This window comes from Sphingomonas sp. P3_C6 (genome assembly GCF_056402595.1).
This window is the reverse complement of record NZ_JBFUHB010000001.1, coordinates 425,836-448,873: the sequence shown is the minus strand read 5'-3', so window position 1 is coordinate 448,873 and position 23,038 is coordinate 425,836. Positions and strand designations below refer to the sequence as shown.

26 protein-coding genes are annotated in these 23,038 nt (G+C 67.6%); 11 read left to right on the top strand and 15 right to left on the bottom strand.

All coding sequences use genetic code 11. The features are described 5' to 3' along the window. Positions 1-24: 24 nt before the first annotated feature. The 7 genes from AC1DT7_RS02235 to AC1DT7_RS02205 are packed head-to-tail and all read right to left on the bottom strand — an operon-like array spanning position 25 to position 6,899. Complete coding sequence (locus AC1DT7_RS02235) at positions 25-444, bottom strand: hypothetical protein (protein WP_478033911.1); 420 nt, start codon at positions 442-444, stop codon at positions 25-27. Then, positions 437-1,765: a FliI/YscN family ATPase gene (locus tag AC1DT7_RS02230; protein ID WP_478033909.1), complete on the bottom strand. Its 1,329-nt coding sequence runs from the start codon at positions 1,763-1,765 to the stop codon at positions 437-439. Before AC1DT7_RS02230 ends, AC1DT7_RS02235 begins: the two co-directional genes overlap by 8 nt. Further along, a complete protein-coding gene (locus tag AC1DT7_RS02225; protein WP_478033908.1) occupies positions 1,759-2,529 on the bottom strand; it encodes a FliH/SctL family protein in 771 nt (256 codons plus the stop codon). The genes AC1DT7_RS02230 and AC1DT7_RS02225 overlap by 7 nt, the downstream gene beginning before the upstream one ends. Then, positions 2,513-3,520 (bottom strand): flagellar motor switch protein FliG, encoded by a 1,008-nt coding sequence (gene fliG / locus AC1DT7_RS02220; protein ID WP_478033907.1) that lies wholly within the window; start codon positions 3,518-3,520, stop codon positions 2,513-2,515. Before fliG ends, AC1DT7_RS02225 begins: the two co-directional genes overlap by 17 nt. Then, on the bottom strand, positions 3,517-5,244 hold the full coding sequence (fliF, locus tag AC1DT7_RS02215; RefSeq protein WP_478033906.1) for a flagellar basal-body MS-ring/collar protein FliF: 1,728 nt from the start codon (positions 5,242-5,244) through the stop codon (positions 3,517-3,519). Before fliF ends, fliG begins: the two co-directional genes overlap by 4 nt. A 3-nt stretch (positions 5,245-5,247) precedes the next feature. Continuing rightward, a complete protein-coding gene (gene fliE, locus AC1DT7_RS02210) occupies positions 5,248-5,616 on the bottom strand; it encodes a flagellar hook-basal body complex protein FliE (protein WP_478033905.1) in 369 nt (122 codons plus the stop codon). Then, a complete protein-coding gene (locus tag AC1DT7_RS02205; RefSeq protein ID WP_478033904.1) occupies positions 5,613-6,899 on the bottom strand; it encodes a sigma-54 interaction domain-containing protein in 1,287 nt (428 codons plus the stop codon). Before AC1DT7_RS02205 ends, fliE begins: the two co-directional genes overlap by 4 nt. A 268-nt stretch (positions 6,900-7,167) precedes the next feature. On the opposite strand from AC1DT7_RS02205, the gene AC1DT7_RS02200 reads away from it, so the two are divergent. After that, positions 7,168-7,977 carry a flagellin N-terminal helical domain-containing protein gene (locus AC1DT7_RS02200; RefSeq protein WP_478033902.1) on the top strand — a complete coding sequence of 270 codons (810 nt, stop codon included), beginning with the start codon at positions 7,168-7,170 and terminating at the stop codon, positions 7,975-7,977. Positions 7,978-8,467: 490 nt separating this feature from the next. Here the strand turns inward: AC1DT7_RS02200 and AC1DT7_RS02195 are convergent, their stop codons facing one another. The 8 genes from AC1DT7_RS02195 to AC1DT7_RS02160 form a co-directional block, all read right to left on the bottom strand. After that, positions 8,468-9,217, bottom strand: a complete 750-nt coding sequence (locus AC1DT7_RS02195) for a FliA/WhiG family RNA polymerase sigma factor (RefSeq protein ID WP_478033901.1) — start codon at positions 9,215-9,217, stop codon at positions 8,468-8,470. Then, positions 9,214-11,295, bottom strand: a complete 2,082-nt coding sequence (flhA, locus tag AC1DT7_RS02190) for a flagellar biosynthesis protein FlhA (RefSeq protein WP_478033900.1) — start codon at positions 11,293-11,295, stop codon at positions 9,214-9,216. The genes AC1DT7_RS02195 and flhA overlap by 4 nt, the downstream gene beginning before the upstream one ends. 4 nt (positions 11,296-11,299) lie before the next feature. Continuing rightward, entirely contained in the window at positions 11,300-12,169 is an 870-nt protein-coding gene (locus tag AC1DT7_RS02185; protein ID WP_478033899.1) for a lytic transglycosylase domain-containing protein, read from the bottom strand. 214 nt (positions 12,170-12,383) lie between these two features. Next, complete coding sequence (locus AC1DT7_RS02180; protein ID WP_478033898.1) at positions 12,384-12,713, bottom strand: flagellar protein FlgN; 330 nt, start codon at positions 12,711-12,713, stop codon at positions 12,384-12,386. Next, positions 12,700-12,996 (bottom strand): flagellar biosynthesis anti-sigma factor FlgM, encoded by a 297-nt coding sequence (gene flgM / locus AC1DT7_RS02175; protein WP_478033896.1) that lies wholly within the window; start codon positions 12,994-12,996, stop codon positions 12,700-12,702. The genes AC1DT7_RS02180 and flgM overlap by 14 nt, the downstream gene beginning before the upstream one ends. A 64-nt stretch (positions 12,997-13,060) precedes the next feature. Next, positions 13,061-13,606: a flagella basal body P-ring formation protein FlgA gene (locus AC1DT7_RS02170; RefSeq protein ID WP_478034239.1), complete on the bottom strand. Its 546-nt coding sequence runs from the start codon at positions 13,604-13,606 to the stop codon at positions 13,061-13,063. A gap of 44 nt (positions 13,607-13,650) precedes the next feature. Beyond that, positions 13,651-14,187, bottom strand: a complete 537-nt coding sequence (locus tag AC1DT7_RS02165) for a flagellar motor protein MotB (RefSeq protein WP_478033895.1) — start codon at positions 14,185-14,187, stop codon at positions 13,651-13,653. Then, positions 14,184-14,885: a motility protein A gene (locus tag AC1DT7_RS02160; protein WP_478033894.1), complete on the bottom strand. Its 702-nt coding sequence runs from the start codon at positions 14,883-14,885 to the stop codon at positions 14,184-14,186. The genes AC1DT7_RS02165 and AC1DT7_RS02160 overlap by 4 nt, the downstream gene beginning before the upstream one ends. Before the next feature lie 226 nt (positions 14,886-15,111). On the opposite strand from AC1DT7_RS02160, the gene flgB reads away from it, so the two are divergent. The 10 genes from flgB (at position 15,112) to flgK (ending at position 23,031) form a co-directional block, all read left to right on the top strand. After that, entirely contained in the window at positions 15,112-15,465 is a 354-nt protein-coding gene (gene flgB / locus AC1DT7_RS02155) for a flagellar basal body rod protein FlgB (protein WP_478033893.1), read from the top strand. 1 nt (position 15,466) lies between these two features. Next, the gene (flgC, locus tag AC1DT7_RS02150; RefSeq protein ID WP_478033892.1) at positions 15,467-15,877 is read left to right on the top strand and encodes a flagellar basal body rod protein FlgC; all 411 of its coding nucleotides are present in this window, start codon (positions 15,467-15,469) and stop codon (positions 15,875-15,877) included. A 2-nt stretch (positions 15,878-15,879) separates the two neighbouring features. After that, positions 15,880-16,560 carry a flagellar hook assembly protein FlgD gene (locus AC1DT7_RS02145; RefSeq protein WP_478033891.1) on the top strand — a complete coding sequence of 227 codons (681 nt, stop codon included), beginning with the start codon at positions 15,880-15,882 and terminating at the stop codon, positions 16,558-16,560. A 29-nt stretch (positions 16,561-16,589) separates the two neighbouring features. After that, positions 16,590-17,855, top strand: coding sequence for a flagellar hook protein FlgE (locus AC1DT7_RS02140; RefSeq protein WP_478033890.1), 1,266 nt, complete (start codon positions 16,590-16,592; stop codon positions 17,853-17,855). A 26-nt stretch (positions 17,856-17,881) separates the two neighbouring features. Then, complete coding sequence (gene flgF, locus AC1DT7_RS02135) at positions 17,882-18,625, top strand: flagellar basal-body rod protein FlgF (RefSeq protein WP_478033889.1); 744 nt, start codon at positions 17,882-17,884, stop codon at positions 18,623-18,625. Between the two features lie 12 nt (positions 18,626-18,637). Then, positions 18,638-19,426 (top strand): flagellar basal-body rod protein FlgG, encoded by a 789-nt coding sequence (gene flgG / locus AC1DT7_RS02130; protein WP_478033888.1) that lies wholly within the window; start codon positions 18,638-18,640, stop codon positions 19,424-19,426. Between the two features lie 11 nt (positions 19,427-19,437). Continuing rightward, a complete protein-coding gene (locus AC1DT7_RS02125; protein WP_478033886.1) occupies positions 19,438-20,127 on the top strand; it encodes a flagellar basal body L-ring protein FlgH in 690 nt (229 codons plus the stop codon). A gap of 113 nt (positions 20,128-20,240) precedes the next feature. Beyond that, the gene (locus AC1DT7_RS02120; RefSeq protein WP_478033885.1) at positions 20,241-21,347 is read left to right on the top strand and encodes a flagellar basal body P-ring protein FlgI; all 1,107 of its coding nucleotides are present in this window, start codon (positions 20,241-20,243) and stop codon (positions 21,345-21,347) included. Further along, positions 21,344-21,688, top strand: a complete 345-nt coding sequence (locus tag AC1DT7_RS02115; protein ID WP_478033884.1) for a rod-binding protein — start codon at positions 21,344-21,346, stop codon at positions 21,686-21,688. The genes AC1DT7_RS02120 and AC1DT7_RS02115 overlap by 4 nt, the downstream gene beginning before the upstream one ends. Then, the gene (gene flgK / locus AC1DT7_RS02110; RefSeq protein ID WP_478033883.1) at positions 21,685-23,031 is read left to right on the top strand and encodes a flagellar hook-associated protein FlgK; all 1,347 of its coding nucleotides are present in this window, start codon (positions 21,685-21,687) and stop codon (positions 23,029-23,031) included. Before AC1DT7_RS02115 ends, flgK begins: the two co-directional genes overlap by 4 nt. The last annotated feature ends 7 nt before the right edge of the window (positions 23,032-23,038 follow it).

Here is a 23,038-nt window from a genome sequence, read left to right as displayed (position 1 = left end):
CGGCACAATCCGCCGATCAGGGTTTCAGCAAGGATCGTGCCGAATCTTGCGGGTGGGCGGCGACGCCTCGAGCGCGCGGATCGCCTTGAGCGCCGCATCGGCATCCGCACGGGCGATCAGCTTCTCGATCGCGTTCTGATCGCGCCTGGCCTCGCGCGTCGCCTCGGCGGCACGCTCGACCACGCGCTCGGCGGCGCGCAGGCGCCCCTCGGCCGCTTCGGCGGATTGCTGGAGCCGGTCGCGGAAATGCGCGGCGGCGAGCATGGAGAACCCTTGGGTCGGGGCCGATTGCGGCGCGACCCCCTCGGCGAGCTGGGCGATCCGGCTCTTGAGCGTCGCCTCATTGTTGAACCTTTCCTGCGCGCGCACTTCCTCGGCGCGGACCAGGCCGAGCTGAAGGGTCCGGACACGCAACAAGCGGTCGAGCTTGGCCGGTTTAGGCATCGCCGAACACGCCGGTCAGCTCCATCACCGCATCGGCCAGCGACACGACCTCGTCGGGATCCTGCTTGATATATTCCATCACGGCCGGATGGCAGGCGATGGCGGCATCGATCGCCGGATCCGCGCCGGCGCGATAGGCGCCCATCAGCACCAGATCGCGATTTTCCTCATAGGTCGCGAGGTGGCGGCGCAGCACCCGCGCCGCCTTTTGCTGTGGTTTGCCGACGATGTCCGTCATCACGCGGCTGACCGAAGGGCCGATATCGATGGCGGGATAAACGCCATGTTCGGCAAGCGCGCGCGACAGCACGATATGGCCGTCGAGGATGGATCGGGCGCTGTCGACGACCGGATCGTTGCCATCGTCGCCATCGGCAAGCACGGTGTAGATCGCGGTGATCGAGCCACCCGAGGTGACATCGGTGCCGGCGCGTTCGATCAGGTTGGGCAACATGGCGATGGCCGATGGCGGATAACCGCGCGCGCTGGCCGGCTCGCCGAGCGCAAGGCCGATCTCCCGGCCGGCATGCGCGACACGCGTCAGGCTGTCCATGATGAGCAGCACCTTCTTGCCCTGGGCGCGGAACGCCTCGGCAATGGCATGGGTGCGCAATGCACCGCGGATGCGGAGCACGGGCGAGTGGTTGGCGGGAACGGCGACGACCACGGCGCGCTGGCGCGCCTCGCCCGCGACCTTGGTTTCCAGGAAGTCGGCGACTTCGCGGCTGCGCTCGCCGATCAGACCGATCACGATGACATCGGCCTGGGCCGCGCGCACGATCATGCCGAGCAGCACCGATTTGCCGACGCCGGACCCTGCCATGATGCCGATCCGCTGGCCCTGGCCGACGGTGAGCAGGCCGTTGATCGCGCGCACGCCGACGTCGAGTGGTTCGAGCACGCGGCCACGGTCGAGCGGGCTTTGCAGCTTGCCTGCGAGCGGCCAGCGATCGGCGCCACGGATCGGGCCGAGCCCGTCGATCGGCCTGCCCGCGCCGTCGACGACGCGCCCGAGCAGGGAAGGACCGACCTCCGCCTCTCCCGGCGCGCCCAGCGGGCGGACGGGCATTTGAGGGAGGAGCGGCGCTGGCCCGCCGAGATTCATCAGGAGCGTACGCCCATTACGGAAGCCGATCACTTCGGCCTCGACCCCGGTGCCGCGGGTGCCGACCTGGCAGACGGTGCCGACCGGCAGGGTCAGGCCGACCGCTTCCATCAGCAACCCGTCGAACGACGCCAGGCGACCGGATATCGTCGGGTTGGGGTTGAAATCGGGGACGCCGAGCGATTCGAGATAGTCGTGCGTGAAGCGGTTCAGCATGTCGGCACGGCCACCCGGTCGATCGCCTGGGCAAGTTGTTCGAGCCAGAGTTCCGGACCGTCCTCGACGATGGTCGAGGCGGATTCGAGCACGAAGCTGCCGCGCAGGACATTGGCGTCACCGACCGCGAACACCGTCTTCGGCAATTTGCCGTCGAGCAGCGCGACATCGTCGGGGTGCACCCGGAGCAGCGCGGCTTCGGTATTGTCGGCGAGCATCTCGGCGGCGGCATCGATCCGACGAGCGAGAATATCGGGAGAGATGCCCACGTCGCCGATCAGGCGGGACACCAGGAACATCACGGTTTGGCGCAGCTGGCGCGCCATCGCTTCGCGGTCGAGCCGGCTGTCGCTTCGCAACGCCTCGGCCAGTTCCGCCAGCAGAGCGCGATCGCGACCCGCGGTCTCGCCGATCTCGGCGATCGCCGCCGCCATACCGTCGGCGAAACCGGCGGCGTGCGCGGTTGCGATCGGATCGACGAAAGGGGCCGGTGGTGGCACCGGATCGGCCGTCTCGAACGGATCCCAGCCTTCGGTCGGGTTGGCATTCGGATCGGCCGGCGAGAAGTGCCGCGGCCCGTCCGTTTGTGGCGAGAAGGATACCGGACCCGTACGGCCCTTACGGTCCGCGCGCCCCGTGGCCCATGTCCTGGGGTCGGCGGGCGCGAAGCCCTCCGGCGGGACCTCGAAGGCCTGGTGAAGCGCCTGCGCCACCGCTTCGTGGCGGGCGACGAAACCGGCGGTGAAATCAGACATAGTCGTCATCGCCCCCGCCCATCTGGATCGTGCCGTCCTTGGCCAGGTTGCGCGCGATCTGGATGATCACCTTCTGGGCTTCCAGCACCTCGGACAGTTTCATCGGGCCGCGTGCCTCCATCTCGTCGCGGATGCCGTCGGCCGCGCGGCTGGACATGCAGCCCAGGAACCGCGCGCGCATCGATTCGTCCACGCCCTTGAGGGCGCGCGTCAGGATGTCGCCATCGATGTTGCGGATGAGCGTGCCGAGATTCTTGTCGTCGAGCTCGAGCAGATTGTCGAAGACGAACATCGCCTCCTCGATCGCCTTGGCGACCTCGCGGTCGATCTTGAACAGCTTGGGCATGACCCTGAGTTCGGTCGCCTTGCGCCCGCTCGACAGGATCTTGGCTGCATCCTTGGTCCCGCCAAGCGTGACGCCGGCAGGCTGCTGCGTCGTCCCCACCCGGCCGGCGAGCACGGTCTTCAGCGTCTCGACCGCCTCGGGCGTGATCGGCCCCAGCCGCGCGATGCGGTGAAGGATGTCGGGCTGCGCCGCATCGGGCAGCAGTTCGAGCACCTGCGCCGCGACCGTCGGATCGAGGTTCGCGATCAGCACGGCGGCGATCTGTGGATGTTCCTTCTCGATCAGCCCGGCGATCTCGGTCGCATCGAGCCAGTCGAGCAGGTCGATCTGGCAGGCGTCCTCGGCCGGGATGATACGCGACAGGACGCTGTCGGCCTTTTCCTGGCCGAGCGCGCGGGTCATCATGGTTTCGATCTGCGGGCGCGGATCGAACGAGATGCCGGTGCGCTCCCGCGCCCTGCCGACAAAATCGTCGAGCACATATTCGACCTCGGTCTCGCTGACATCGGCGACGGCGAACATTGCCTTGCCGAGCTGGCGGACTTCCTCCGGATCGAGCTTCTGCAGGATCGCAGCCGCCTCCTCCTCGCCGACCAGCATCATCAGCACGGCGGCGCGCTCGACGCCGGTATAGGTGCGAAGGGGGGCGTTCATGACTTGGCATCCGCCTTGATCATGTCACGCACCGCAAGGGCGGCCCGTGCCGGATTGTCCCGGGTGAAACCACGGACCATGCCGATCCGGTCGTCATAATTGCGGGCGCCTTCGAGTGCGTCGATGCTGACCGGGCCGGTTACGTAGCCGCCCTCGCCCTCACCCGAGACCGCGCCGCCGGGAGCGCTGCCATAGTCGCGACCGAGCGCCAGGCGCGGCGCCGCATCCTCGCGCTTCTTCAGCATTGCCTTGGCGAGCGGACGGACGCCGAGGAGAAGCACCAGCAGCGCGATGACGATCGCGGTGACGTTGCGGGCGACGACGGGCAGCCAGCCGGCCTCATACCAGGGCTGCTTGTCGTCGAACTCGGCCGCGCCGGCGAACTTGCGACTGATGACGGTGACCTGATCGTTGCGGCCCTGATTATAGCCGACCGCGGTCTGTACAAGCTGCGTGATCTGCTGGATCTCGAGCTGGCTGCGCGGCTTGCCGGTTTCCGGATCGCGCAGCAGCACGGCGACGGAGAGCCGCTTGATCGCGCCGGGGGCAGCCCGGGTGACCGAGACTTCCTTACCGAGATCATAGGCGCGGCTATACTGGTCGCTCTGCTTCATGGCGTCGGCCACTGCGCCGACCACCGCGCCTGCCGCGGAGGGCGCGCCGGGCGCGGCCGGAGTCGCACCGGGCGTCGGTGTCGGGGCGGGCTGGGGCGCGGTCAGCGTCGATGCCGCCGGCGGGGTGTTGGACAGCGCGCCGGGGATGCCACCGGGCTGGGCGCCGGCGCCGTCCTTCTGGTTGCCGACCCAATTGCCCTGCTCGGCGCGCAGCGCGCCCTGCTTGTCATAGCTTTCGCGGGTCGCCTGGGTCTCGTCGAGATCGACATCGGCCTGCACCTCGACGGTGAAATTGCCGGCGCCGATCAGCGGGGTAAGCAGCTGCACCACCTGGGCGCGGTTCTTTTCCTCGATCCGGCGCTGGAAGGCGATGCGTTCGTCGCTGGCGATGCCGAGCGCGCTCTTGTCGGAGCCCTTGGTGAGCAGACCGCCCATCTGGTCGACGATCGTCACGCCCTCGGGCTTCATGCCCGGGACCGACGAGGCGACGAGATTGACGATGGAGCTGACCTGCGCGTCGCCGAGCGAGCGGCCGGGCTGGAGCTTGACGATGACCGAAGCCGACGGCGCCGCATTGTCGCGGACGAAGACGGACGCCTCCGGCGTGGCGAGATGCACACGGGCCTCGGCCACCGCGTCGATCTCCTGGATCGAACGGGCGAGTTCGGTCTCGCGCGCCTGGCGGAGGCGTTCGCCTTCGACCGCGCGGCTGACGCCCATCGGCAGATTGTCGAGGATCTGGTAGCCACCGGGCGCGCCCTTGGGCAGGCCCTGCCCGGCGAGCAGGATGCGGGCGCGGGAATAATCGTCCTCGTTGACCGTGAGGGCACCAGTGCCCTCGTCGATCCGCGCGGTGATCTTGGCCTGTTCGAGCGCCTGGGTGACCGATCCCTTGTCGATGTCGCTGAGCCCCGAGAACAGGGTCTTCTGGGTCGGCGTGGACAGCATGACCCAGGCGAGCGCGGCGGCGGCGATCAGGCCGACCATCAGCACCATCGGCAGGCTGCGGCGCACCGCCGGCTGGCCGAGCAGATCCTGGATCTGCCGCAGCGGATTGGCGAAGCGTTCCGGCAGGGCGGACGCGGGCGACGGGGTGAGGGCGTTGCTCATGGGTTAGACCGGCATGCTCATGATGTCCTTGTAGGCGGACAGGAGTTTGTTGCGGACTTGCAGGGTCGCCTCGAAGCCGACCGAGGCCTGCTGGCGCGCCAGCATCACCTTGGCGATGTCGATATTTTCACCGCGCTCGTACGCGGCGGAAAGCTCGCCGGCCTTGTTCTGGCCTTCGTTGACGCTCTTCAGCGCCTCTTCCATCGTCGCCGTGAAGCTGGTCGGCTGCGAGGAGCCGACGCCCTGGGTCGAGGACGCGTCCGCCGCCGCGTTGGCACGCGACAGGGCCTGGTTGCGTTCGAGGATCTGCGCGCGAAGCTGCATGACCCGGTCGACGCCCATCGCGCCGCCGACACCACCGACGCCGCTCATGCCGAGACCGCCTGGTTAGGGGCACGGGTGATGTCGTCACCCTGCTCGCGAGCCTTGGCGAGGCGATAGCGCAGCGTGCGCTCCGAGATGCCGAGCCGCCGCGCCGTCTCGATCCGGCTGCCGCCACAAGCGGCGAGCGTCTCGCGGATCGCGGCGAACTCGCTCATCTGGACGATGTTGCCCAGAGTCGCCGGCTGTGTCGCCGGCTGATCGTTGGCCGCCTGCATCCCGGCAGGAGTCGCGGACGGCCGATCGAACACGATATGCTGGGCCTGGATGGTGTCGCCCGCCGCGAACAGCAGCGCGCGCTGGATGACGTTTTCGAGCTCGCGGACATTGCCGGGCCAGTCATGCCCCATCAGCGCCTCGACCGCCGAGGCATCGGGCCAGGGAATGGTCGAGCGGTTGCCCGCATGGCGCAGGATCATGGTCGCGGCGAGCGCGGGAATGTCCTGGCGGCGCTCGGCGAGCGGCTTGGTGGTCAGCGGGAAGACCGAGAGGCGGTAATAGAGGTCGGCGCGGAACCGGCCGGCGGCAACTTCTGCCTGCAGGTCGCGGTTGGCGCAGGCGATGATGCGGACGTCGACCGACACGGGCGTCGAGGCGCCGATCGGCACGACCTCGCGCTCCTGCAGCACGCGGAGCAGCTTGGCCTGGAGCTGGATCGGCATCTCGGCGATCTCGTCGAGCAGCAGGGTGCCGCCATGCGCCGCGCGAAAAAAGCCTTCGCCGCCCGAGGATGCGCCGGTGAAGGCGCCCTTCTGGTGGCCGAACAGCAGCGCCTCGAGCATCGATTCGGGCAGGGCTGCGCAGTTGATCGCGATGAACGGGCCGTCGCGGCGCGCGGAATTGAGGTGGATCGAGCGGGCCAGCACTTCCTTCCCGGTGCCGGTCGGGCCGTTGATCAGCACGGTGATGTCTGCGGCGGCGACACGCTCGGCCAGGGCATAGAGCGCGAGGCTCTCGGGATCGGCGGCGGTCGGCGTCTCCTGCTCCGCCACGAGCGCGCGGACAAAGCCGTTGCCGACCTGCGCGTCCTCGGAACCGAAGGCGATACGGGCCGGGTTGCCGTCCCGCGCCGGGGTGACGTAGCGACCCTCATCGCCAACGATCACGGTGCGGGCCGGTGCGGGCGGCGTCTCGCCATCGGCCACCAGATAGATGTCGCCCGGCTGCGGGCGGCCATCCTCGAACGACCTGATGGTGAAGCCCTGTGCGCGCAGCGAAGACACAAGCGTGTACTTCTGGCGCGACAAAGCCGCGGATGGAACGATGGCTCGCATTTGAAATTCCCCCTTACCCCGGGGTCTGAATGCCCCCGGAATGGTAAACGACCCGTTAAGCATATTGCCGGGCGGCAAATTATTTCCGGGCCTGCTGCCGCCCCTGCGCACTTCCGATGATACCCGCGCGCGAGGAACGCCCGGAAACGGCGATCGATGAGTCATAAACCCTAAAGCTGCCGGCAAGGCTGCCGTTACCTCCTTGTGACGGCTCGGCCCTCCGCTTGGGGGCGGCGGGGATCGTCGGATCAGAGTGGAGATCGGACAAATGACTGTTATCGGAACCAACGTTGCCGCGCTGCGCGCGACCAACGCATCGAACGCGGCGTCGAAGGCGCTGCAGACCAGCATCGAGCGCCTGTCGACCGGCAAGCGCATCAACAGCGCGAAGGACGACGCGGCAGGCTCCGCCATCGCCGCCTCGCTGACGTCGCAGATCAAGGGCCAGACCCAGGCGATCCGCAATGCCAATGACGGCATCTCGCTCGCCCAGACCGCCGACGGCGCGCTGAGCGAAGTCACCAACATCCTGCAGCGCGTCCGCGAGCTGTCGGTCCAGTCCGCTTCGGGCACCTATGGCGACGACGACCGCAAGAACCTGCAGACCGAAGTCACCGAGCTTCAGTCGCAGCTGACCGACATCACGTCGAAGGCCAACTTCAACGGCGTGACGCTGTTCGGCGCGTCGGACACGAGCGTGTCGATCCAGACCGGCTCCGGCTCGGCCGACAAGGTCAGCCTGAAGATCACCGGCCTCGACCTGTCGTCCGTGACCAGCGCGAACATCTCCACCTCGACTGGTGCGACCAACGCACTGGGCACGCTCGACACCGCGCTGAAGGCCGTCAACACGACCCGCGCATCGATTGGCGCCGGCCAGGCGCGCCTGGAATCGGTCGTCAACAACCTGACGAGCAACGTCGCCAACCTGACCGACGCCCGCAGCCGCATCGAAGACGTCGACTTCTCGACCGAAACGACCAACCTCGCCAAGGCCCAGATCCTGAGCCAGGCATCCACCGCGCTGCTCGCCCAGGCGAACCAGACCCAGCAGGGCGTCCTCTCCCTGCTCCGTTAAAACCGAGAACGGCCCTGGCACCGCCCCCCAATAGGGTGTCGGGGCCGACCGGGCTCTTCCCCGCAAGGGCAAGAGCAACCAGGAGCCCCGGCGGTCGCAAGACCGCCGGGGTTTTTGATTCGCGGCAGTGTCGGGCCGATCGGTGCAGGCCGGGAGCCCGCCCGTTGGGTCGCACTCTCCTTTTCGGAGACCACCCCTCCCCGTTCGGGCTGAGCTCGTCGAAGCCCCGCCCTTCTCTTCGTCGGCAACCACCGTCGACGAGCTCGAAGCGAGCGTATGAAAAGAGAATGTTCGCGCAGAAGGCGCAGAGGCACGGGACTTTGGGGCCCGGTGTCAAGTCCGGGACCCAGACGAAAAAAGGCCGTCTCGTTCCCGCTGGATCAGCGAGAAACGAGACGACCATCAAATGTCGCCTATTGGGGCAAGCCCCTCCACCATGTGCTGAAGAAGCACATGGTCCCCCTCCCCGTTCCGGCGAGGAGCCAGCGTATCACCCCCGACGCATCAGCGCCTTTTTCAGCCGGTCGTGCGCCGATTTCTTGATCTGGCAGATGCGCGCGGCACCGACGCCGAGGACCAGCCCGATCTCCTCGAGATTCAGTTCCTCGACATAATAGAGCTGGATCACCTGCGCCTCGCGTTCCGGCAGCGCGGTGATCGCGCCGATCAGCGCCTCGCGCAGATCGGCCTCGGCGAGTCGCTCGAACGCGTCGGGTTCGTCGCTGGCGAACCAGGGCTTGTCGTCCGAATAGACGTCGTCGATCGCCTCGAAACGCACCGGCTCGGCCGTCGCATATTCCATCCGCAGCTTTTCCACGGTGACGCAGAGCTTCTCGGCAAGGGCTGCCTCGGACGGGGCATGGCCCAGTTCCGTGGTGAGCGCCGCGACGGCATTGTTATAGGCGCGCCGCCGGCGCATCGCGCCCCGGGTCAGCGTCGCCTGGCGGCGCAGGGCGTCGATCATCGATCCGCGCACGCGGGTGACGAGATAGTGCTCGAACGTCACCTGGCCGCGATCCTCGAAGGTCGATGCCGCCTCGACCAGGGCGACCAGGCCGATCTGGATCAGGTCCTCGACCTCGATCGCGCTGCTCATGCCGCCGTGAATGTGCCAGGCGAGCCGGCGGACCAGCGGCATATGCTTCCTGGCGAGCATCGTCATGTCCGGCGCCGGCGCGGTACGGCCATAGACCAGGGGCATCACGTCGGAGAATGCGGCGGCGTGCGGCTGCGCGGTCATGCCGGCAACGCTCCGGGCGCGCCGATCACGGCGACGACCTCGACTGATTTGTCCTCGGGTACTTCGAAGAAGCTCATGACTGGTGTATCCGGCAAGATGGTACGGACGAGTTTACGGATGGCGACGCGGATCGCCGGCTGGACGACCAGCGCGAAGGGCTTGGCGTCATCGACCAGGGGTTGGGCGGCGCGCTGAAGCGCGTCGACGATACGGCGCCCGAGATCGGGCTCGATGGTGTGGCGGCGCGACGGGTCCGACCGGACGGCCTGGCCGAGCAGCCCTTCGAGTTGGCCCTCCAGCGTCATCACGCGCAACGGCTCGCGCACGCCGCACAGCTTCTGGATGATCAGGCCACCAAGTTCGGGCCGGATCATCTCGATGATCTCGTCGGCGTCGAGCGTGCGCTGCGCGGCAACCGCGATGGCGGCGGCGATGCGGCGGAATTCCTTCAGCGGCACATTTTCCGCCAGCAGCCCGCGCAGCACCTGGGTGAGCGTGGTCAGCGGCAACGGGCTCGGCGACAGCGACGCGACGAGATTGGCCGCGCGGTCCTTCAGGCCGTCGAGCAGGCTCTGCACGTCGTCCGGGCCGAGCAGCTCGCTGGCATGCGCGCCGAGCTGATGGTTGAGATGGGTCGCGACCACGGTGCCAGGATCGACGACAAGATAGCCGGCGCCGGTCGCCGCATCGGCATCGCCGGCGGCGATCCATACGGCGTCCAGCCCGAAGGTCGGATCCTTCGCCTTCTTGCCCTGAAGCTGGCCATAAGCCTGGCCGGTATCGAGCGCGAGCATCTCGTCGGGCGAAACGCTGTCCTCGCCGACCGTGACGCCACCGACGACGATGCGATAGGTGAAAGGCGGCAGGTTGATGTCGTCGCGCACCCGCACCTGCGGCACGACGAAGCCGAGTTCCTTCGACAGCTGGCGGCGCACGCCGGTGATGCGGGCCATCAACGGGCTGCCGCGGCGCTCGTCGACCAGCGGCACCAGGCCATAGCCGATGTCGAGATTGACCTGCATGCCGTCGGTGACTTCGTCCCAGCCGATCTTCGACTGGTCGACCGGCTCGACCGTGACGGCCTCGATCGGGGCCGGGCGATTGGCGATCTGGCGCAGCTTCCAGGCGGCGAAGCCGGCGGCGGCGGCGGCGGGCAGGATCACCAGATGGGGCATGCCCGGCATCAGGCCGAGCAGCGCGAGAATGATCGCGACCGGGGTCCAGGTGCGGGCCGAGCCGAACTGGCTGCCGATCTGGCCGGCGAGATCCATGCTGGAGGTGACGCGGGTGACGATCGCGGCGGCCGCGATCGACAGCATCAGCGACGGGATCTGCGCGACCAGCGCGTCGCCGATCGCGAGCAGCACATAGTTGTGCGCGGCGTCGGCGATCGTCATGCCGTGGCTGACGGGCCCGAGGATCAGGCCGCCGATGATGTTGGCGGCAAGGATCAGCAGTCCGGCGACGGCGTCGCCCTTCACGAACTTGGACGAACCGTCCATCGACCCGTAGAAATCGGCTTCGGTCGACACCTCGATCCGGCGCGCCTTGGCTTCGTCGGGCGTGATCAGGCCGGCGTTGAGATCGGCGTCGATCGCCATCTGCTTGCCGGGCAGGGCGTCCAGGGTGAAGCGGGCCGAGACTTCGGACACGCGGCCGGCGCCCTTGGTCACCACGATCATGTTGATGATGACCAGGATGGCGAAGACGAACAGGCCGACGACATAGTCGCCGCCGATCAGGAAGGTGCCGAACGCCTCGATGACATGGCCGGCGGCGCTCTCGCCTTCATGGCCGTGCACCAGCACGACCCGGGTGGAGGCGACGTTGAGGCTGAGGCGGAACAGGGTGGCGAACAGCAGGACGGTCGGGAAGGCGGAGAAGTCGAGCGGCTTCTGCGCGTTCAGCGACACCATCAGCACGGCGAGGCTGATCGTGATGTTCATGATGAAGAACAGGTCGAGCAGCGCGGGCGGGATCGGCACGACCATCAGCACGACCAGCAGCAGGATCGCGACCGGCAGCGCCGAGGACCGGATCAGCGGCGCCACGCCGCCACGCTTGAGGGCAACGGCCATGGTCTCAGCCCCCCAGCGTCGCGAGCATCATATACGCCAGCCGGGCCGTATCGGGCGTCGGTCGCATCAGAGTGGCAGTCTGCACGCGGGCTGATCCTCCATTGATCTGGTCGAGCGTGGCCTGCGCCCAGACGGCGGCCTCGCTGGTGCTGCTCTCGCCATTGCCGGGAATGACGGTCGCGCCGGACTCGCCGAGGCGGGTCGAGGCGAGCTGGACCGCGGCATTCGCCGTGCTCCCGGCCGCCCCGGCATCGAGCTTGGCGGCGAACCGGTCATAGATCTGCGAAAGCGTGCGCGGCTGGCCGTTCGACGCGTAGAAGACGTTGCGATTGGCGCGGGCCGCGGCGGGGAACATGGCCGCACCGCTGCGGTTGGGATTGTCCTGCATCGCGCCGAGGAACGAGCGGGCGCCGCCCAGGCCGAGGAAGTGCGCCATATAAAGGTCGGTGCCGGTGGCATCGCGGCCAAGCGCGCTTTCGATCGCGTCCTTGTTGTCCGACGCGTGCTCGGCCGCCATCAGCGACGCGGTCTGCGGATCGTTGCGCAGCGCCAGGATCGCGCGGCGCATGCCCGGATCGGTCACCGTCATGCGGCCCGAGCTGGTGGTGGAGATGCTGTCTGCGGCCCAGCCGAGACCATGTTCGGTGCCGTGCTGCTTCATCACGCGAAGCCAGCTCTGCTCGATGAACTGGTACAGGCCCGATGCGCTCGACGTGCCGGCGCGCGCATCGGCGCGCATGCCGCTTTCGAGCTGCGCCTGACCCATCAGGTAATGGAAATCGATACCGGTCTTCTGGCTCGCCAGCGCGATCGCCGACTGCACCGTGCCGGTCGCTCTATTCCCAGTAAGAGTGGTAATCGGATTGAAGGTCATCGATCCCTGGCTGCGTTACCCATAGTCGGGTCCACAGCAGCAAGGAGCGTGCCATTTATCGCAGATCAGCGCTCGTCATCAGCATTCCGTCGTACTTCCTTGTTCCCCGGCGAAGGCCGGGGCCCAGTTGGGGGACGATCGTGACACGGTATTGCGCGCCGTTTATCCGCCTTTCCAACCGGGGCCCCGGCCTTCGCCGCGGAGCGGAAGAAAGCTAGGCGTAGGCCTTCAGCCCCATGCCCGGCCGGTAACCGGCACCGGCATCGCCGGTCAGACTTTGCAGGCGGCGGCGAACATTTGCCGCCATCAGGTTCACATAGATGCGGCAGGTCTCGTTCAGGCGGTTCGCCTCCTCGGCCAGCTCGCGCAACTCGGGACCGGTCGGGCCGGTGCCCATCTCCGCAATCGCGTTGATGCCACCCAGCTTGGCCTGGGTCGCCCGTTCGAGCGCATCGACATCGTTCGCCTTCAGCGCCGCGATCTCGGCGTGGAGCGATTCGATCACGCCGATCAGCGCGTCGCGCCTGGCGTCATTTGCCGTCATGCGGAGTCCATTCGAGCTTGAGCGCGATCAGCCGGTCGGCGATCTTCGCGGAATTGATCGGAAAGGTGCCATTGCGGATCGCGGCACGGATACGGGACACCCGTTCGTGATCGACCGGCGGCGCCTGCTCGCCGAAACCGAACGCGATGGCGGACAGCTTCAGCTGCTCCGCGGCAGTCCCCTGGGGGGCACCCGCGACCTTGGCGGCCGGCGCGTTGCGCGCGACCGGCGCGACCTGGCGATCGCGCCCCGACACCGGCTTTGAACTGATCGAATCCACCACGCCTGCACCTTTGGGGTTACGCTGACAGGAGGAGTAACGACGGTTTGGGCAGCAACTTAAGGGATTATTCGGTCCAGCCCGGCAGGGTGGCACGACCGGATTCGATCGCGACCGCCTGGACAGGCGCCTTGGCGGTATCGACCTTCACCAGGAAGCGCGCACCGGGCGCCGCATCGGCCATGGCGATGCCCTCGCGGGTGATCGAGAAACCAGGCGAACCGGCCGCGATCGTCACGGGATCGCCGCGCTTGATCACCGCCGCCACCTTGATCGGGGCGACGGCTACCGGCGCCGCGGTGCGCGGGGCGGCCGCGGGCATGATGGCGGTGCGAACGGGCACGTAGATCCGCCATTCCGGTCCGGTACAGGCAACCACCACCGCATCCTGGCCGGCAGTACGCCACGACATGGAAACCATGGGGCAAGCGGCAAGCTTCAGCCGGGCATCGACGGCGCTGCGGGCGCCGCCCGCGTCGCCGATCGCCCTGCCGGTGAAGGCGGCGACGGCGCGATCGATCGCTACCGTGTCCTGAAAGGGACCGGCGGCAAGGGCGGGACCGGCCATCAGGGCCAGCGGCACGAACAGGCAGGCCAAAGGCGAGCGGGGCATCTTCTTCTCCTCGATGCGGCAAAGGTGCGTTGCCGTGCGGCAGATCATTGCCGCTCTCCGGCAAAGCCGATGGTGACGATCACGGTGCGATGGGTACGGCCCGGATTCTCGGGCGCGTTGACGATGGTCATCCGGCCGGCCGGCACGACATGGGCGGCGGCAAGCGCGGCGGCGACGGCACGGGCGCGGTCGGCGGCAAGCACCGCCCCGCTGCCGGTGGCGGGATCGACGTCGCTGGCCGAGCCATCGACGCTGCCGCTGATCTTCAGGGTGACGCGCGGATCGCGCACCGCCTCGCGCGCCCAGGCGATCAGGCCGGCGGGGGCCGAAGGCAGCGCCGCCGAGCCGGGCGCGAAGTTCATCATCGCCGCGGCGGCGACCGGAATCGGATCGGTCGCGACGGCCGGCGGCGTCGCCGAGACGCCGAAACCTTCACGGATGCCGCGGGCGAGCGCCTTGCGATCGAGATGCTGGCTCGACTGGATCAGCACGAAGAAGCCGACCAGCAGCAACGCCAGATCGGCGAGCGTGATCAGCCAGACCGGCCTGCCGGGTAGCGTCTCGGGGAATTCGTCGGTCATGCCAGGTCGGCCACCGGCACCCGCACGCCGAGCGGCGACGCGGTGGCAGCACGCGGCTGTTCGCGGGCGGCGAGCGCGATCAGCGGCGCTTCGAGCCGCAGGCGCTCCATCGCTTCCTCACGGGCGGCACGGCGCAGGCGCACGGCGACGGGCGCCGCGATCAGATTGGCGAGCAGCGCCCCATAGAGGGTGGCGAGCAGGGCGACCGCCATCGATCCGCCGATCGCCGCCGGATCGTCCATCTTCACGAACATGCCGACCAGGCCGATCAGCGTACCGACCATGCCCATGGCGGGCGCGACCTCGGCCATGCCCGACCAGGCATCGGCGGCGGCGACATGGCGGTCGATCCGGGCGCGGCGGTGGTGCCTGACCAGCGCCTCCACCTCGGATACCGGCCGGCCATCGACGATCGCGGCGATCGCGGCGGCGACATCGGGATCGGCGATCACCGAGCGGTCGAGCGCAATCACGCCGTGCCGCCTGGCGATCCGGCCGAGCGCCGCGATCTGGTCGACCAGGGGGGCGGCGTCGAACCGCCGCCGGCCAAGCGTGCGGAGCGCCGAGACGGCCCGCGCCAGATCGCGCATCGGCGTGCGCAGCACGACGGCGAGCAGGGAGCCCCCGCCGACGATCGCGATCGCGAGCGGGTCGAGAAAGGGGCCCATCAGCTGGGCGATATCGGGTGCTGTCGTCATCGCCCTCCTGCGTTGCAAGGGGTGGGCCAAATGACCCGTGCGGCTGGGCACCTCCCGAGACCGGCAGGCTGAGCGGCAGAAGGCCGGCAAGATTGCCGCCCGACCGGCAAGGCCTTGCCGTTTCATCTGCCGCAAGGAGGGGAAAGGGCATTGTCACCCCCTGCCGATCGAAATTGGCACGGCCTTTGCTGAGTTCCCTCGCGCAATCTTGCGCAGGAGAAGGCCAATGGCCAGCGACATGCTTTTCGGGATCCACGGTGCGGCGCTACAGGTGCGTTCGCAGCGTATGGGCCTGCTTGCATCGAACATCGCCAATGCGTCGACCCCCGGCTTCAAGGCCAAGGACATCGATTTCGGCACCGCGCTGTCGGCGATGGAACAGTCGACCGCGAACGGCGGCAACAGCATCGAAAGCGCGGTGCGCTACCGCGTGCCGAGCCAGGCATCGCTGGACGGCAACACGGTCGAGCTGTCGACCGAGCAGACCGCCTTTGCCGAGAACGCCGTCCAGTACCAGACGACCCTGTCTTTCCTGAACGGGCGGATCGGCCAGATCACCCGCGCGCTGAAGGGCGAATAAGATGGCGGACAACGGCCTCAACATCTTCCAGGTCGCCGGGCGCGCCATGTCGGCGCAGCTGATCCGGATGAACACGACCGCATCGAACCTGGCCAATGCCGGGGCGATCTCGGGCAGCGTGGATACCGCCTATCGCACGATCAAGCCGGTGTTCCGCACCGAATATGACAAGGCGACGGGCCTGGCGACGGTCAATGTCGAGCAGATCGTGACCGCCGGCGGCGATCCGACCAAGCTGTATGATCCCTCGCATCCGATGGCCGACAAGGACGGCAACGTCTTCGTCAGCGCCGTCGATGAGACCCGCGAGCTGGTCGACATGATGGAGACCGCCCGCAGCTACCAGAACAATGTGGAGGTGATGCAGACCGCGAAGTCGCTGATCCTCGATACCCTCAAGCTTGGACGCTGATCATGAGCACCGCTTTCGACACCACGCTCAACAATCTGGGCATCAACCGCACCACCAACAGCGCGCCGGTCAAGTCGTCCGGATCGACCTCGCTCGGTCAGGCCGATTTCCTGAAGCTGATGACGGCGCAATTGAAGAACCAGGATCCGTTCTCGCCCGTCGACAACACCCAGATGGTTGCGCAGATGGCGCAATTCTCGTCGCTTGCCGGCATCACCGACATGAACTCGACGCTGAAGGCGATCTCCGACAAGCTCGGGGCGACCAGCGCCAGCGATGCGATGGCCTATGTCGGCCGCACCGTGCTGACCGAAGGCAATGTCGCCTATGGCCGCACCTCGGGCGGGATCGCCGGCGCGGTCGAGCTCGATGCCGCCGCGACCGACGTCAACGTCACGATCGAGGACGCCAGCGGCCAGGTGCTGACCACCCGGCATCTCGGCGCGCAGCCCAAGGGTACGGTCAATTACGACTGGGACGGCAAGACCGACGGCGGCGCCGACGCTGGCCCCGGCCCGTTCAAGGTGACCGTCTCCGCCGCCAGTGGCGGCACGACCGTGGCCAGCCGCGGCCTCGTCTGGTCGCCGGTCGCCGCCGTCTCGATGCCCGGCTCGGGCTCGCCCGTGCTCACGCTTCCCGGCCTCGGCCAGGTTCCCATTTCCGCCGTTCGCCAGATCGGCTGATCCCAATACCCCTGCTGGAGTAGCTTAGCATGTCCTTCTATACGTCCCTCAGCGGCCTTCAGGCGGCCCAGACCGAGATGTCGACCATCTCGCACAACCTCGCCAATGTCGGGACCAACGGCTTCAAGAAGAGCCGCACCGACTTCGCCGACGTGATCGCGTCGAGCATCACGTCCGATCCCGCCAAGGTGGTCGGTTCCGGCACGGTCGTGAAGGGCAACCGCCAGATCTTCACCGAGGGCAATCTGAAGACCACCGGGTCGTCGCTGGACATCGCCATTTCCGGCGACGGCTTCTTCACGGTCAAGACCAACGGCATCAACGCCTCGACCGCCTACACCCGCAACGGCAGCTTCTCGGTCGATCCGAACAGCCATAACGTCGTCGATGAACAGGGTAGCGCGCTGCAGGTCTATCCGGTCGATGCGGAAGGCAATGTCACCGCGACCGGCCAGGACGGCCTGGTCAACCTGACCCTGCCCGAAACCAGCGGCACGCCGGTCGCGACCTCCAGGGTCGGGCTCGACGTCAACCTGTCGGCCAATGCGGTCAAGCCGGGCACTGCGTTCGATCGCACCAACGCCGCGTCGTACAACAACTCGACCGCGACGACGATCTACGACGCGAGCGGCAACGCGATGACGCTGACCAACTATTATGTCCGCAACGACGCCGCGAGCGCCGGCGGGGCGAACAGCTGGTCGGTCTATTCCTATGTCGGCAACCAGCAGCTGAGCGTCAACGGATCGGCCAACCCGGTCACCGTGACCTTCAACGCAGCCGGCACGATGACGTCACCGACGGCACCGATCAGCTATGATGCCTTCACCTCCTCGGCCGGTACCTCGGCGCAGTCGCTGTCCTTCGACCTGGCCGGCACCACCCAGGCGCCGAGCGCCTTCTCGGTCCAGGCGCGCAGCCAGGACGGCAAGTCGGTCGGGCAGCTCGCCGGCGTGACGGTCGACGAATCGGGCATCGTCAGCGCGAATTTCTCGAACGGCGACACCAAGCCGCTGGGCAAGGTGGCGCTCGCCAACTTCGCCAATCCGGCCGGCATGCGCCAGGTGGGCAACAGCTACTGGTCGGCCAGCGGCATCTCCGGCACCGCCACTTTGGGCAGCGCCAACGACAATGGCTATGGCTCGCTGATGTCGGGCACGGTCGAGGGATCGAACGTCGATATCACCGAGGAGCTCGTCTCCCTGATCGCGGCGCAGCGGAACTTCCAGGCGAACGCCAAGGCGCTCGATACCGCGGGCCAGATCTCCGAAACCATCTTCAACATGCGCAGCTGATCAAGAACGGCGACGGGAAAAGCTGAATGGACAAGCTGGTCTATACCGCGGCAACAGGCCTCAAGGCGCACATGGCGTCGCAGGCCGCGATCGCGAACAACATGGCGAACGCCTCCACGATCGGCTTTCGTGCCGACCGGGTGGTGTTCAGCCGGCTGAACGTGTCGGGCTCGGAGTTCGACACACGCTCGCCGGCGTCGGAAGAGGTGGTCGATGCCGATCGCCGTCCCGGCGCGATCATGTCGACCGGCCGCCCGCTCGACGTGGCCGTCACCGGCGACGCCTGGCTGACCGTCCAGGCGCCCGACGGAACTGAAGCCTATACCCGCAGGGGTGATCTCCAGATCGCTCCGACGGGCGTGCTGGAAACCGGCGACGGTTTCCCGGTGATGGGGTCGGGGGGTCCCATCACCGTGCCGCCCGCCGAGTCGGTCAGGATCTCGGCGGACGGCTCCATTTCGATCGTCCCCATCGGTGGCGACGCAAGCAACCCGCAGGTGCTCGACAAGCTCAAGCTCGTCAGCGCCAAGGGGTCGAACACGGTCAAGGGCCTCGACAACCTGCTCCATGTGCGCGGCGGCGGCGTGCTGCCCGAGGACATGGAAGCGCAGGTCCAGTCGGGCGCGCTCGAAGGATCGAACGTCAACATGACCCAGGCGCTGGTCGACATGATCGAGAACCAGCGCAGCTACGAGGTCCAGGCCAATCTGATGAAGTCGGCCAAGGACATGGACGAGAGCGCCGCATCGCTGATGCGGATGCCTTCATAAGGACGACAGGATATGACCAGCGCAGCAATGCACATCGCGCGGACCGGGCTCGACGCCCAGGACATGCGCATGCGGGTGATCTCGAACAACCTCGCGAACGTGAACACCACGGGCTACAAGCGCGACCGGGCCGCGTTCGAAACGCTTGCCTATCAGACGGTCACCGCGCCCGGCGCGCCGAGCACGTCCGAGACCAAATATGCGGTCGGCCTCAACCTCGGCACCGGCGTTCGCATCCAGGGCACTGCCCGGATCGACACCCAGGGCGCGATGCAGACGACGGGCAACGCGCTCGACCTCGCGCTCGATGGCGACGGCTATTTCCAGGTCCAGATGCCGGGGGGCACGCTGGGCTATACCCGCGCAGGCAATTTCACGCGTTCGCCGGAAGGGCTGCTGGTTACCTCCGAAGGCTATCAGGTGATGCCCGGCATCACCGTGCCGCAGGGGGCGACCGCGATCACCGTCGGCACCGACGGTACCGTCTCGGCGACCGTGCCGGGCCAGAACGAATCGAGCGAGCTCGGCCAGATCCAGATCGCGAGCTTCGCCAACTCGGCCGGCCTGCTCGGCAAGGGCGACAATTACCTCGTCGAGACCTCGGCCTCGGGTGCTGCGAATCTCGGCGTCGCCGGCCTCGAGGGGCGCGGCAATATCCGCCAGGGCATGCTCGAAGCGTCCAACGTCAACGTCGTCGAGGAGCTCGTCGACATGATCGAAACGCAGCGTGCCTACGAGGTAAATTCAAAAATGATCTCGGCGACCGACGACATGTTGAAATATGTTAACCAAAATATCTGATGGTTAATTTCATGAAACCGTCAGCCACCCTGATCGCCCTGTCCGCCGTTGCGTCAGTCACCGTCGCGCTTGCGTCGACGCCTGCCGATGCGCGCCTGTTCGGCAAGAAGCAGCCGCCGGTGGATTTCTCCGCCGCGCTGCCGCAGCCGGTGGCACCGGCCCCGGCCAACGGGTCCATCTTCCAGGTCAGCGACGGTTATGCCGCGCTGCACGAGGGATCGCGCGCGCGCCGCATTGGCGACCCGCTGACCATCCTGCTGGTCGAGCGCACCGTCGCTTCCAAATCGGCGAGCTCCAAGCTCGACAGCGGTGGCGGCCTGAGCATCACCCCGCCGACCACCGGCGCCCTGGCGCTGTTCAAGGGCACGGATGCGAGCGCGAGCACCACGCGCAACTTCAGCGGCACCGGTGCGACCGACCAGTCCAACACCCTGTCGGGCGAAGTCAGCGTGACGGTTTCCGCCGTGTATCCCAACGGCACCATGCTGGTGCAGGGCCAGAAGCGCGTGACGCTCAACCGCGGCGACGAGTTCGTCCAGATCAAGGGCCTGATCCGGGTCGCCGACATCGACGCCAACAATCGCGTTCCCTCCACCCGCGTGGCGGATGCGCAGATCGCCTACACCGGCAAGGGCGATGTCGCCCGCGCCAGCCGCCAGGGCTGGCTCGGTCGCTTCTTCTCCGTCGTGAGCCCGTTCTGATGAAAGCGCCCGCCATGTTCCGCTTCGTAGCCCTTTGTTGCGCTGCGCTGGGCCGCCGCACCAGCCCGCTCCCCCACCCGGCCTCCCATCGAGGATACCGTGTGGGAGGCCGGGTGGGGGAGCGGGCTGGTGCGGCTCTTCTCGCGGTGGCTGCGATCTTCCTCGCAGCCACTCCGGCAAATGCCGACAGGGTCAAGGACCTTGGCGGCTTTCAGGGCATCCGCTCGAACCAGCTCACGGGCTATGGCGTCGTGGTCGGCCTGCCCGGCACCGGTGACGACAATCTCGAATATACCATCCAGTCGATGAAGGCGGTCGCGTCGCGCTTCGGCCTTCAGCTGCCGCCCAACGCGAACCCGGGCATGAAGAACGCAGCGGTGGTGATGATCACCGCCGACCTGCCCGCCTTCGCCAAGCCGGGGCAGAAGCTCGACATCACCGTCGCCTCGATGGGCAAGGCAAAGTCGCTCCGCGGTGGCGCGTTGATCCTGTCGCCCCTTCTGGGTGCCGACGGCCAGATCTATGCGATGGCCCAGGGTAACCTGGCCGTCGGGGGCCTTGGCGCCGAGGGCAAGGATGGCTCGCAGATCGTCGTCAACATTCCCTCTGCCGGCCGCATCCCCGAAGGGGCCACGGTCGAACGCGCGGTCCAGACCGGTTTCGAGACCTCGCCGATGCTGACCTACAATCTCACCCGCGCCGATTTCACCACCGCGCAGAATGTCGCCGCTGCGATCAATACGCGGCTCGGCGCCGGTTCGGCCCAGGCGATCGACGCCGTCTCGGTCTCGGTTCGTGCGCCAATCGGCGCCGACGTCCGCTCGACCCTGATGAGCGAGATCGAGAATCTCGACGTCGTCTCGGCCGAGCCGTCCGCCAAGGTGATCGTCAACGCCCGCACCGGCACCGTCGTGATCAATTCCGCGGTGCGCGTCGGCCCGGCCGCGGTCAGCCATGGCAAGCTCACCGTGCGGATCGACGAGCAGCAGCATGTCAGCCAGCCCCAGCCGTTCAGCCAGGGCCAGACCGCCGTCGAGCAGAAGAGCGGCGTCGCGGTCGAGGAGGAGCATCGCCCGATGTTCCTGCTCGAACCCGGCCCGAAGCTCGCCGATGTGGTCAAGGCAGTGAACGCGATCGGCGCGTCGCCGGCCGATCTGGTCGCGATCCTGGAGGCGCTGAAGGAAGCCGGCGCGCTGAAAGCGGAGCTGATCGTCCTGTGACCGACATCCCCGCCCTTCCCGCCGCGCGCCCGACCACCGGCATCGGGGTCGACACGAGCCGCCTGTCCTCGCGCGCCAACCTCGAAAAGGCCGGCAAGCAGTTCGAGTCGGTCTTTGCCGGCATGATGCTGAAGTCGATGCGCCAGGCGCACCTCGCCGAAGAACTCTTTTCTTCCAAGGGGTTGGACACGTTCCGCGAGATGCAGGACCAGCAGGTCGCCCAGTCGATGGCCGATCACGCCCCGCTCGGCATCGGCAAGGCCATGACCGATTTCCTCGCCAAGTCGCAGGCCAATCTCCAGCCGGAAAACACGGCCCCGTCTTCGGATAAGACGCCGTGAGCGATCTCCTCGCCACCGGCGCCAGCGGGGTACGCGCCTATCAGAGCGCGCTGACCACCGTCTCGGAGAACATCGCCAATGCCGGCACCGCCGGCTATGCGCGCCGCAGCGTCAGCCTCAAGGAAGTCAATGCCGGCGCCAGCATCAATTCGACCAGCCGGGTCGCATCGGGCATGGGCGTGGTGGTCGACGGCATCGTCCGCTCGGCCGACGCCTTCCGCGCCGCCGATGTCCGCTCGTCGAGCGCCGACCTGGCGCGGAGCGAGACCGGCATCAACTGGCTCGACCAGATCCAGGGCGCGCTGACCGGCAACAAGCTCGGCGACCGGCTGACCAGCTTCTTCACCTCGGCCCAGGCGATCGCCGCCGATCCGACCGCCAGCGCGCCGCGTTCGGTGTTCCTCGAAGCCGGCACCTCGGCCGCGAACGCCTTTGCCGCGACCGGCAAGGCGCTCGACCAGGTTGCCGCCAATCTCGACGGCACGGCCGAGAATGCCGTGTCGACGCTGACCAGCCTCGCCACCGCCCTCGCCAAGGTCAATGACGGCCTTGGCCGGGTCGCGTCCGGCAGTACCAATTCCGCGCAGTTGCTCGACCAGCGCGACCAGCTGCTCGAACAGATGAGCGCGATCAGCGACGTCTCGGTCTCGATCGACGTCGCCGGCCGCGCTGCCGTCCGCCTGGGCGGCGCGACCGGGCCGACGCTCGTTTCCGGCAGCGACGCCGGCACCGTCACTTATCTCCGCAACGATGCAGGCAGCGTGTCCTTCGCCGTTCACCGCGATGGTGAGATTTCCACGGCCGTTCCGTCGGGCGGGGCGCTCGCCGGCATCGTCGACGGTACCCAGCGGATCGCCGCCGCGCGCGAGCAGCTGAACGGCATCGCGAGCAGCTTCGTCGATGGCGTCAACGCAGTACAGGCACAGGGCCGTGATCTGGACGGCAACCCTGGCGCGCCGCTGTTCGAAACCGGCAACTCACCGTCCGACATCAAGCTCGCCCTCACCGACCCGCGCGGCGTCGCCGCCGCGGCGGTTGGCGGCGGCGTGCGCGACAACAACAATCTTAAGGCCCTGTCCGCGCTGCGCAGCTCCGGCGGGTTCGAAGCCAAGACCACCGGCCTCATTTCCGACAATGCCGCAGCCCTTTCGTCGCGCCAGCAGGTCGCCGAGGCGCAGAGCGCGATTCGCGATGGCGCGGTGGCTGCGCGCGACGCGGTGTCGGGCGTCAATCTGGACGGCGAGGCGGTCGACCTGATGCGCTTCCAGCAAGCCTATCAGGCGTCGAGCCGCGTGATCCAGGTCGCGCGCGAAACGCTCCAGTCCATCCTCGATATTCGTTGAGCAGCAC

Coding starts and splice junctions, on each gene's coding strand:
- AC1DT7_RS02145 (WP_478033891.1), top strand. CDS start 15,880: ATGAGCACCGCTTTCGACACCACGCTCAACAATCTGGGCATCAACCGC.
- AC1DT7_RS02235 (WP_478033911.1), bottom strand. CDS start 444: ATGCCTAAACCGGCCAAGCTCGACCGCTTGTTGCGTGTCCGGACCCTT.
- AC1DT7_RS02205 (WP_478033904.1), bottom strand. CDS start 6,899: ATGCGAGCCATCGTTCCATCCGCGGCTTTGTCGCGCCAGAAGTACACG.
- AC1DT7_RS02140 (WP_478033890.1), top strand. CDS start 16,590: ATGTCCTTCTATACGTCCCTCAGCGGCCTTCAGGCGGCCCAGACCGAG.
- AC1DT7_RS02160 (WP_478033894.1), bottom strand. CDS start 14,885: ATGACGACAGCACCCGATATCGCCCAGCTGATGGGCCCCTTTCTCGAC.
- AC1DT7_RS02200 (WP_478033902.1), top strand. CDS start 7,168: ATGACTGTTATCGGAACCAACGTTGCCGCGCTGCGCGCGACCAACGCA.
- AC1DT7_RS02225 (WP_478033908.1), bottom strand. CDS start 2,529: ATGACGACTATGTCTGATTTCACCGCCGGTTTCGTCGCCCGCCACGAA.
- fliG (WP_478033907.1), bottom strand. CDS start 3,520: ATGAACGCCCCCCTTCGCACCTATACCGGCGTCGAGCGCGCCGCCGTG.
- AC1DT7_RS02195 (WP_478033901.1), bottom strand. CDS start 9,217: ATGACCGCGCAGCCGCACGCCGCCGCATTCTCCGACGTGATGCCCCTG.
- fliF (WP_478033906.1), bottom strand. CDS start 5,244: ATGAGCAACGCCCTCACCCCGTCGCCCGCGTCCGCCCTGCCGGAACGC.
- AC1DT7_RS02180 (WP_478033898.1), bottom strand. CDS start 12,713: ATGACGGCAAATGACGCCAGGCGCGACGCGCTGATCGGCGTGATCGAA.
- flgF (WP_478033889.1), top strand. CDS start 17,882: ATGGACAAGCTGGTCTATACCGCGGCAACAGGCCTCAAGGCGCACATG.
- flgC (WP_478033892.1), top strand. CDS start 15,467: ATGGCGGACAACGGCCTCAACATCTTCCAGGTCGCCGGGCGCGCCATG.
- AC1DT7_RS02185 (WP_478033899.1), bottom strand. CDS start 12,169: ATGACCTTCAATCCGATTACCACTCTTACTGGGAATAGAGCGACCGGC.
- flgB (WP_478033893.1), top strand. CDS start 15,112: ATGGCCAGCGACATGCTTTTCGGGATCCACGGTGCGGCGCTACAGGTG.
- flhA (WP_478033900.1), bottom strand. CDS start 11,295: ATGGCCGTTGCCCTCAAGCGTGGCGGCGTGGCGCCGCTGATCCGGTCC.
- AC1DT7_RS02170 (WP_478034239.1), bottom strand. CDS start 13,606: ATGCCCCGCTCGCCTTTGGCCTGCCTGTTCGTGCCGCTGGCCCTGATG.
- AC1DT7_RS02125 (WP_478033886.1), top strand. CDS start 19,438: ATGAAACCGTCAGCCACCCTGATCGCCCTGTCCGCCGTTGCGTCAGTC.
- fliE (WP_478033905.1), bottom strand. CDS start 5,616: ATGAGCGGCGTCGGTGGTGTCGGCGGCGCGATGGGCGTCGACCGGGTC.
- AC1DT7_RS02230 (WP_478033909.1), bottom strand. CDS start 1,765: ATGCTGAACCGCTTCACGCACGACTATCTCGAATCGCTCGGCGTCCCC.
- flgG (WP_478033888.1), top strand. CDS start 18,638: ATGACCAGCGCAGCAATGCACATCGCGCGGACCGGGCTCGACGCCCAG.
- AC1DT7_RS02165 (WP_478033895.1), bottom strand. CDS start 14,187: ATGACCGACGAATTCCCCGAGACGCTACCCGGCAGGCCGGTCTGGCTG.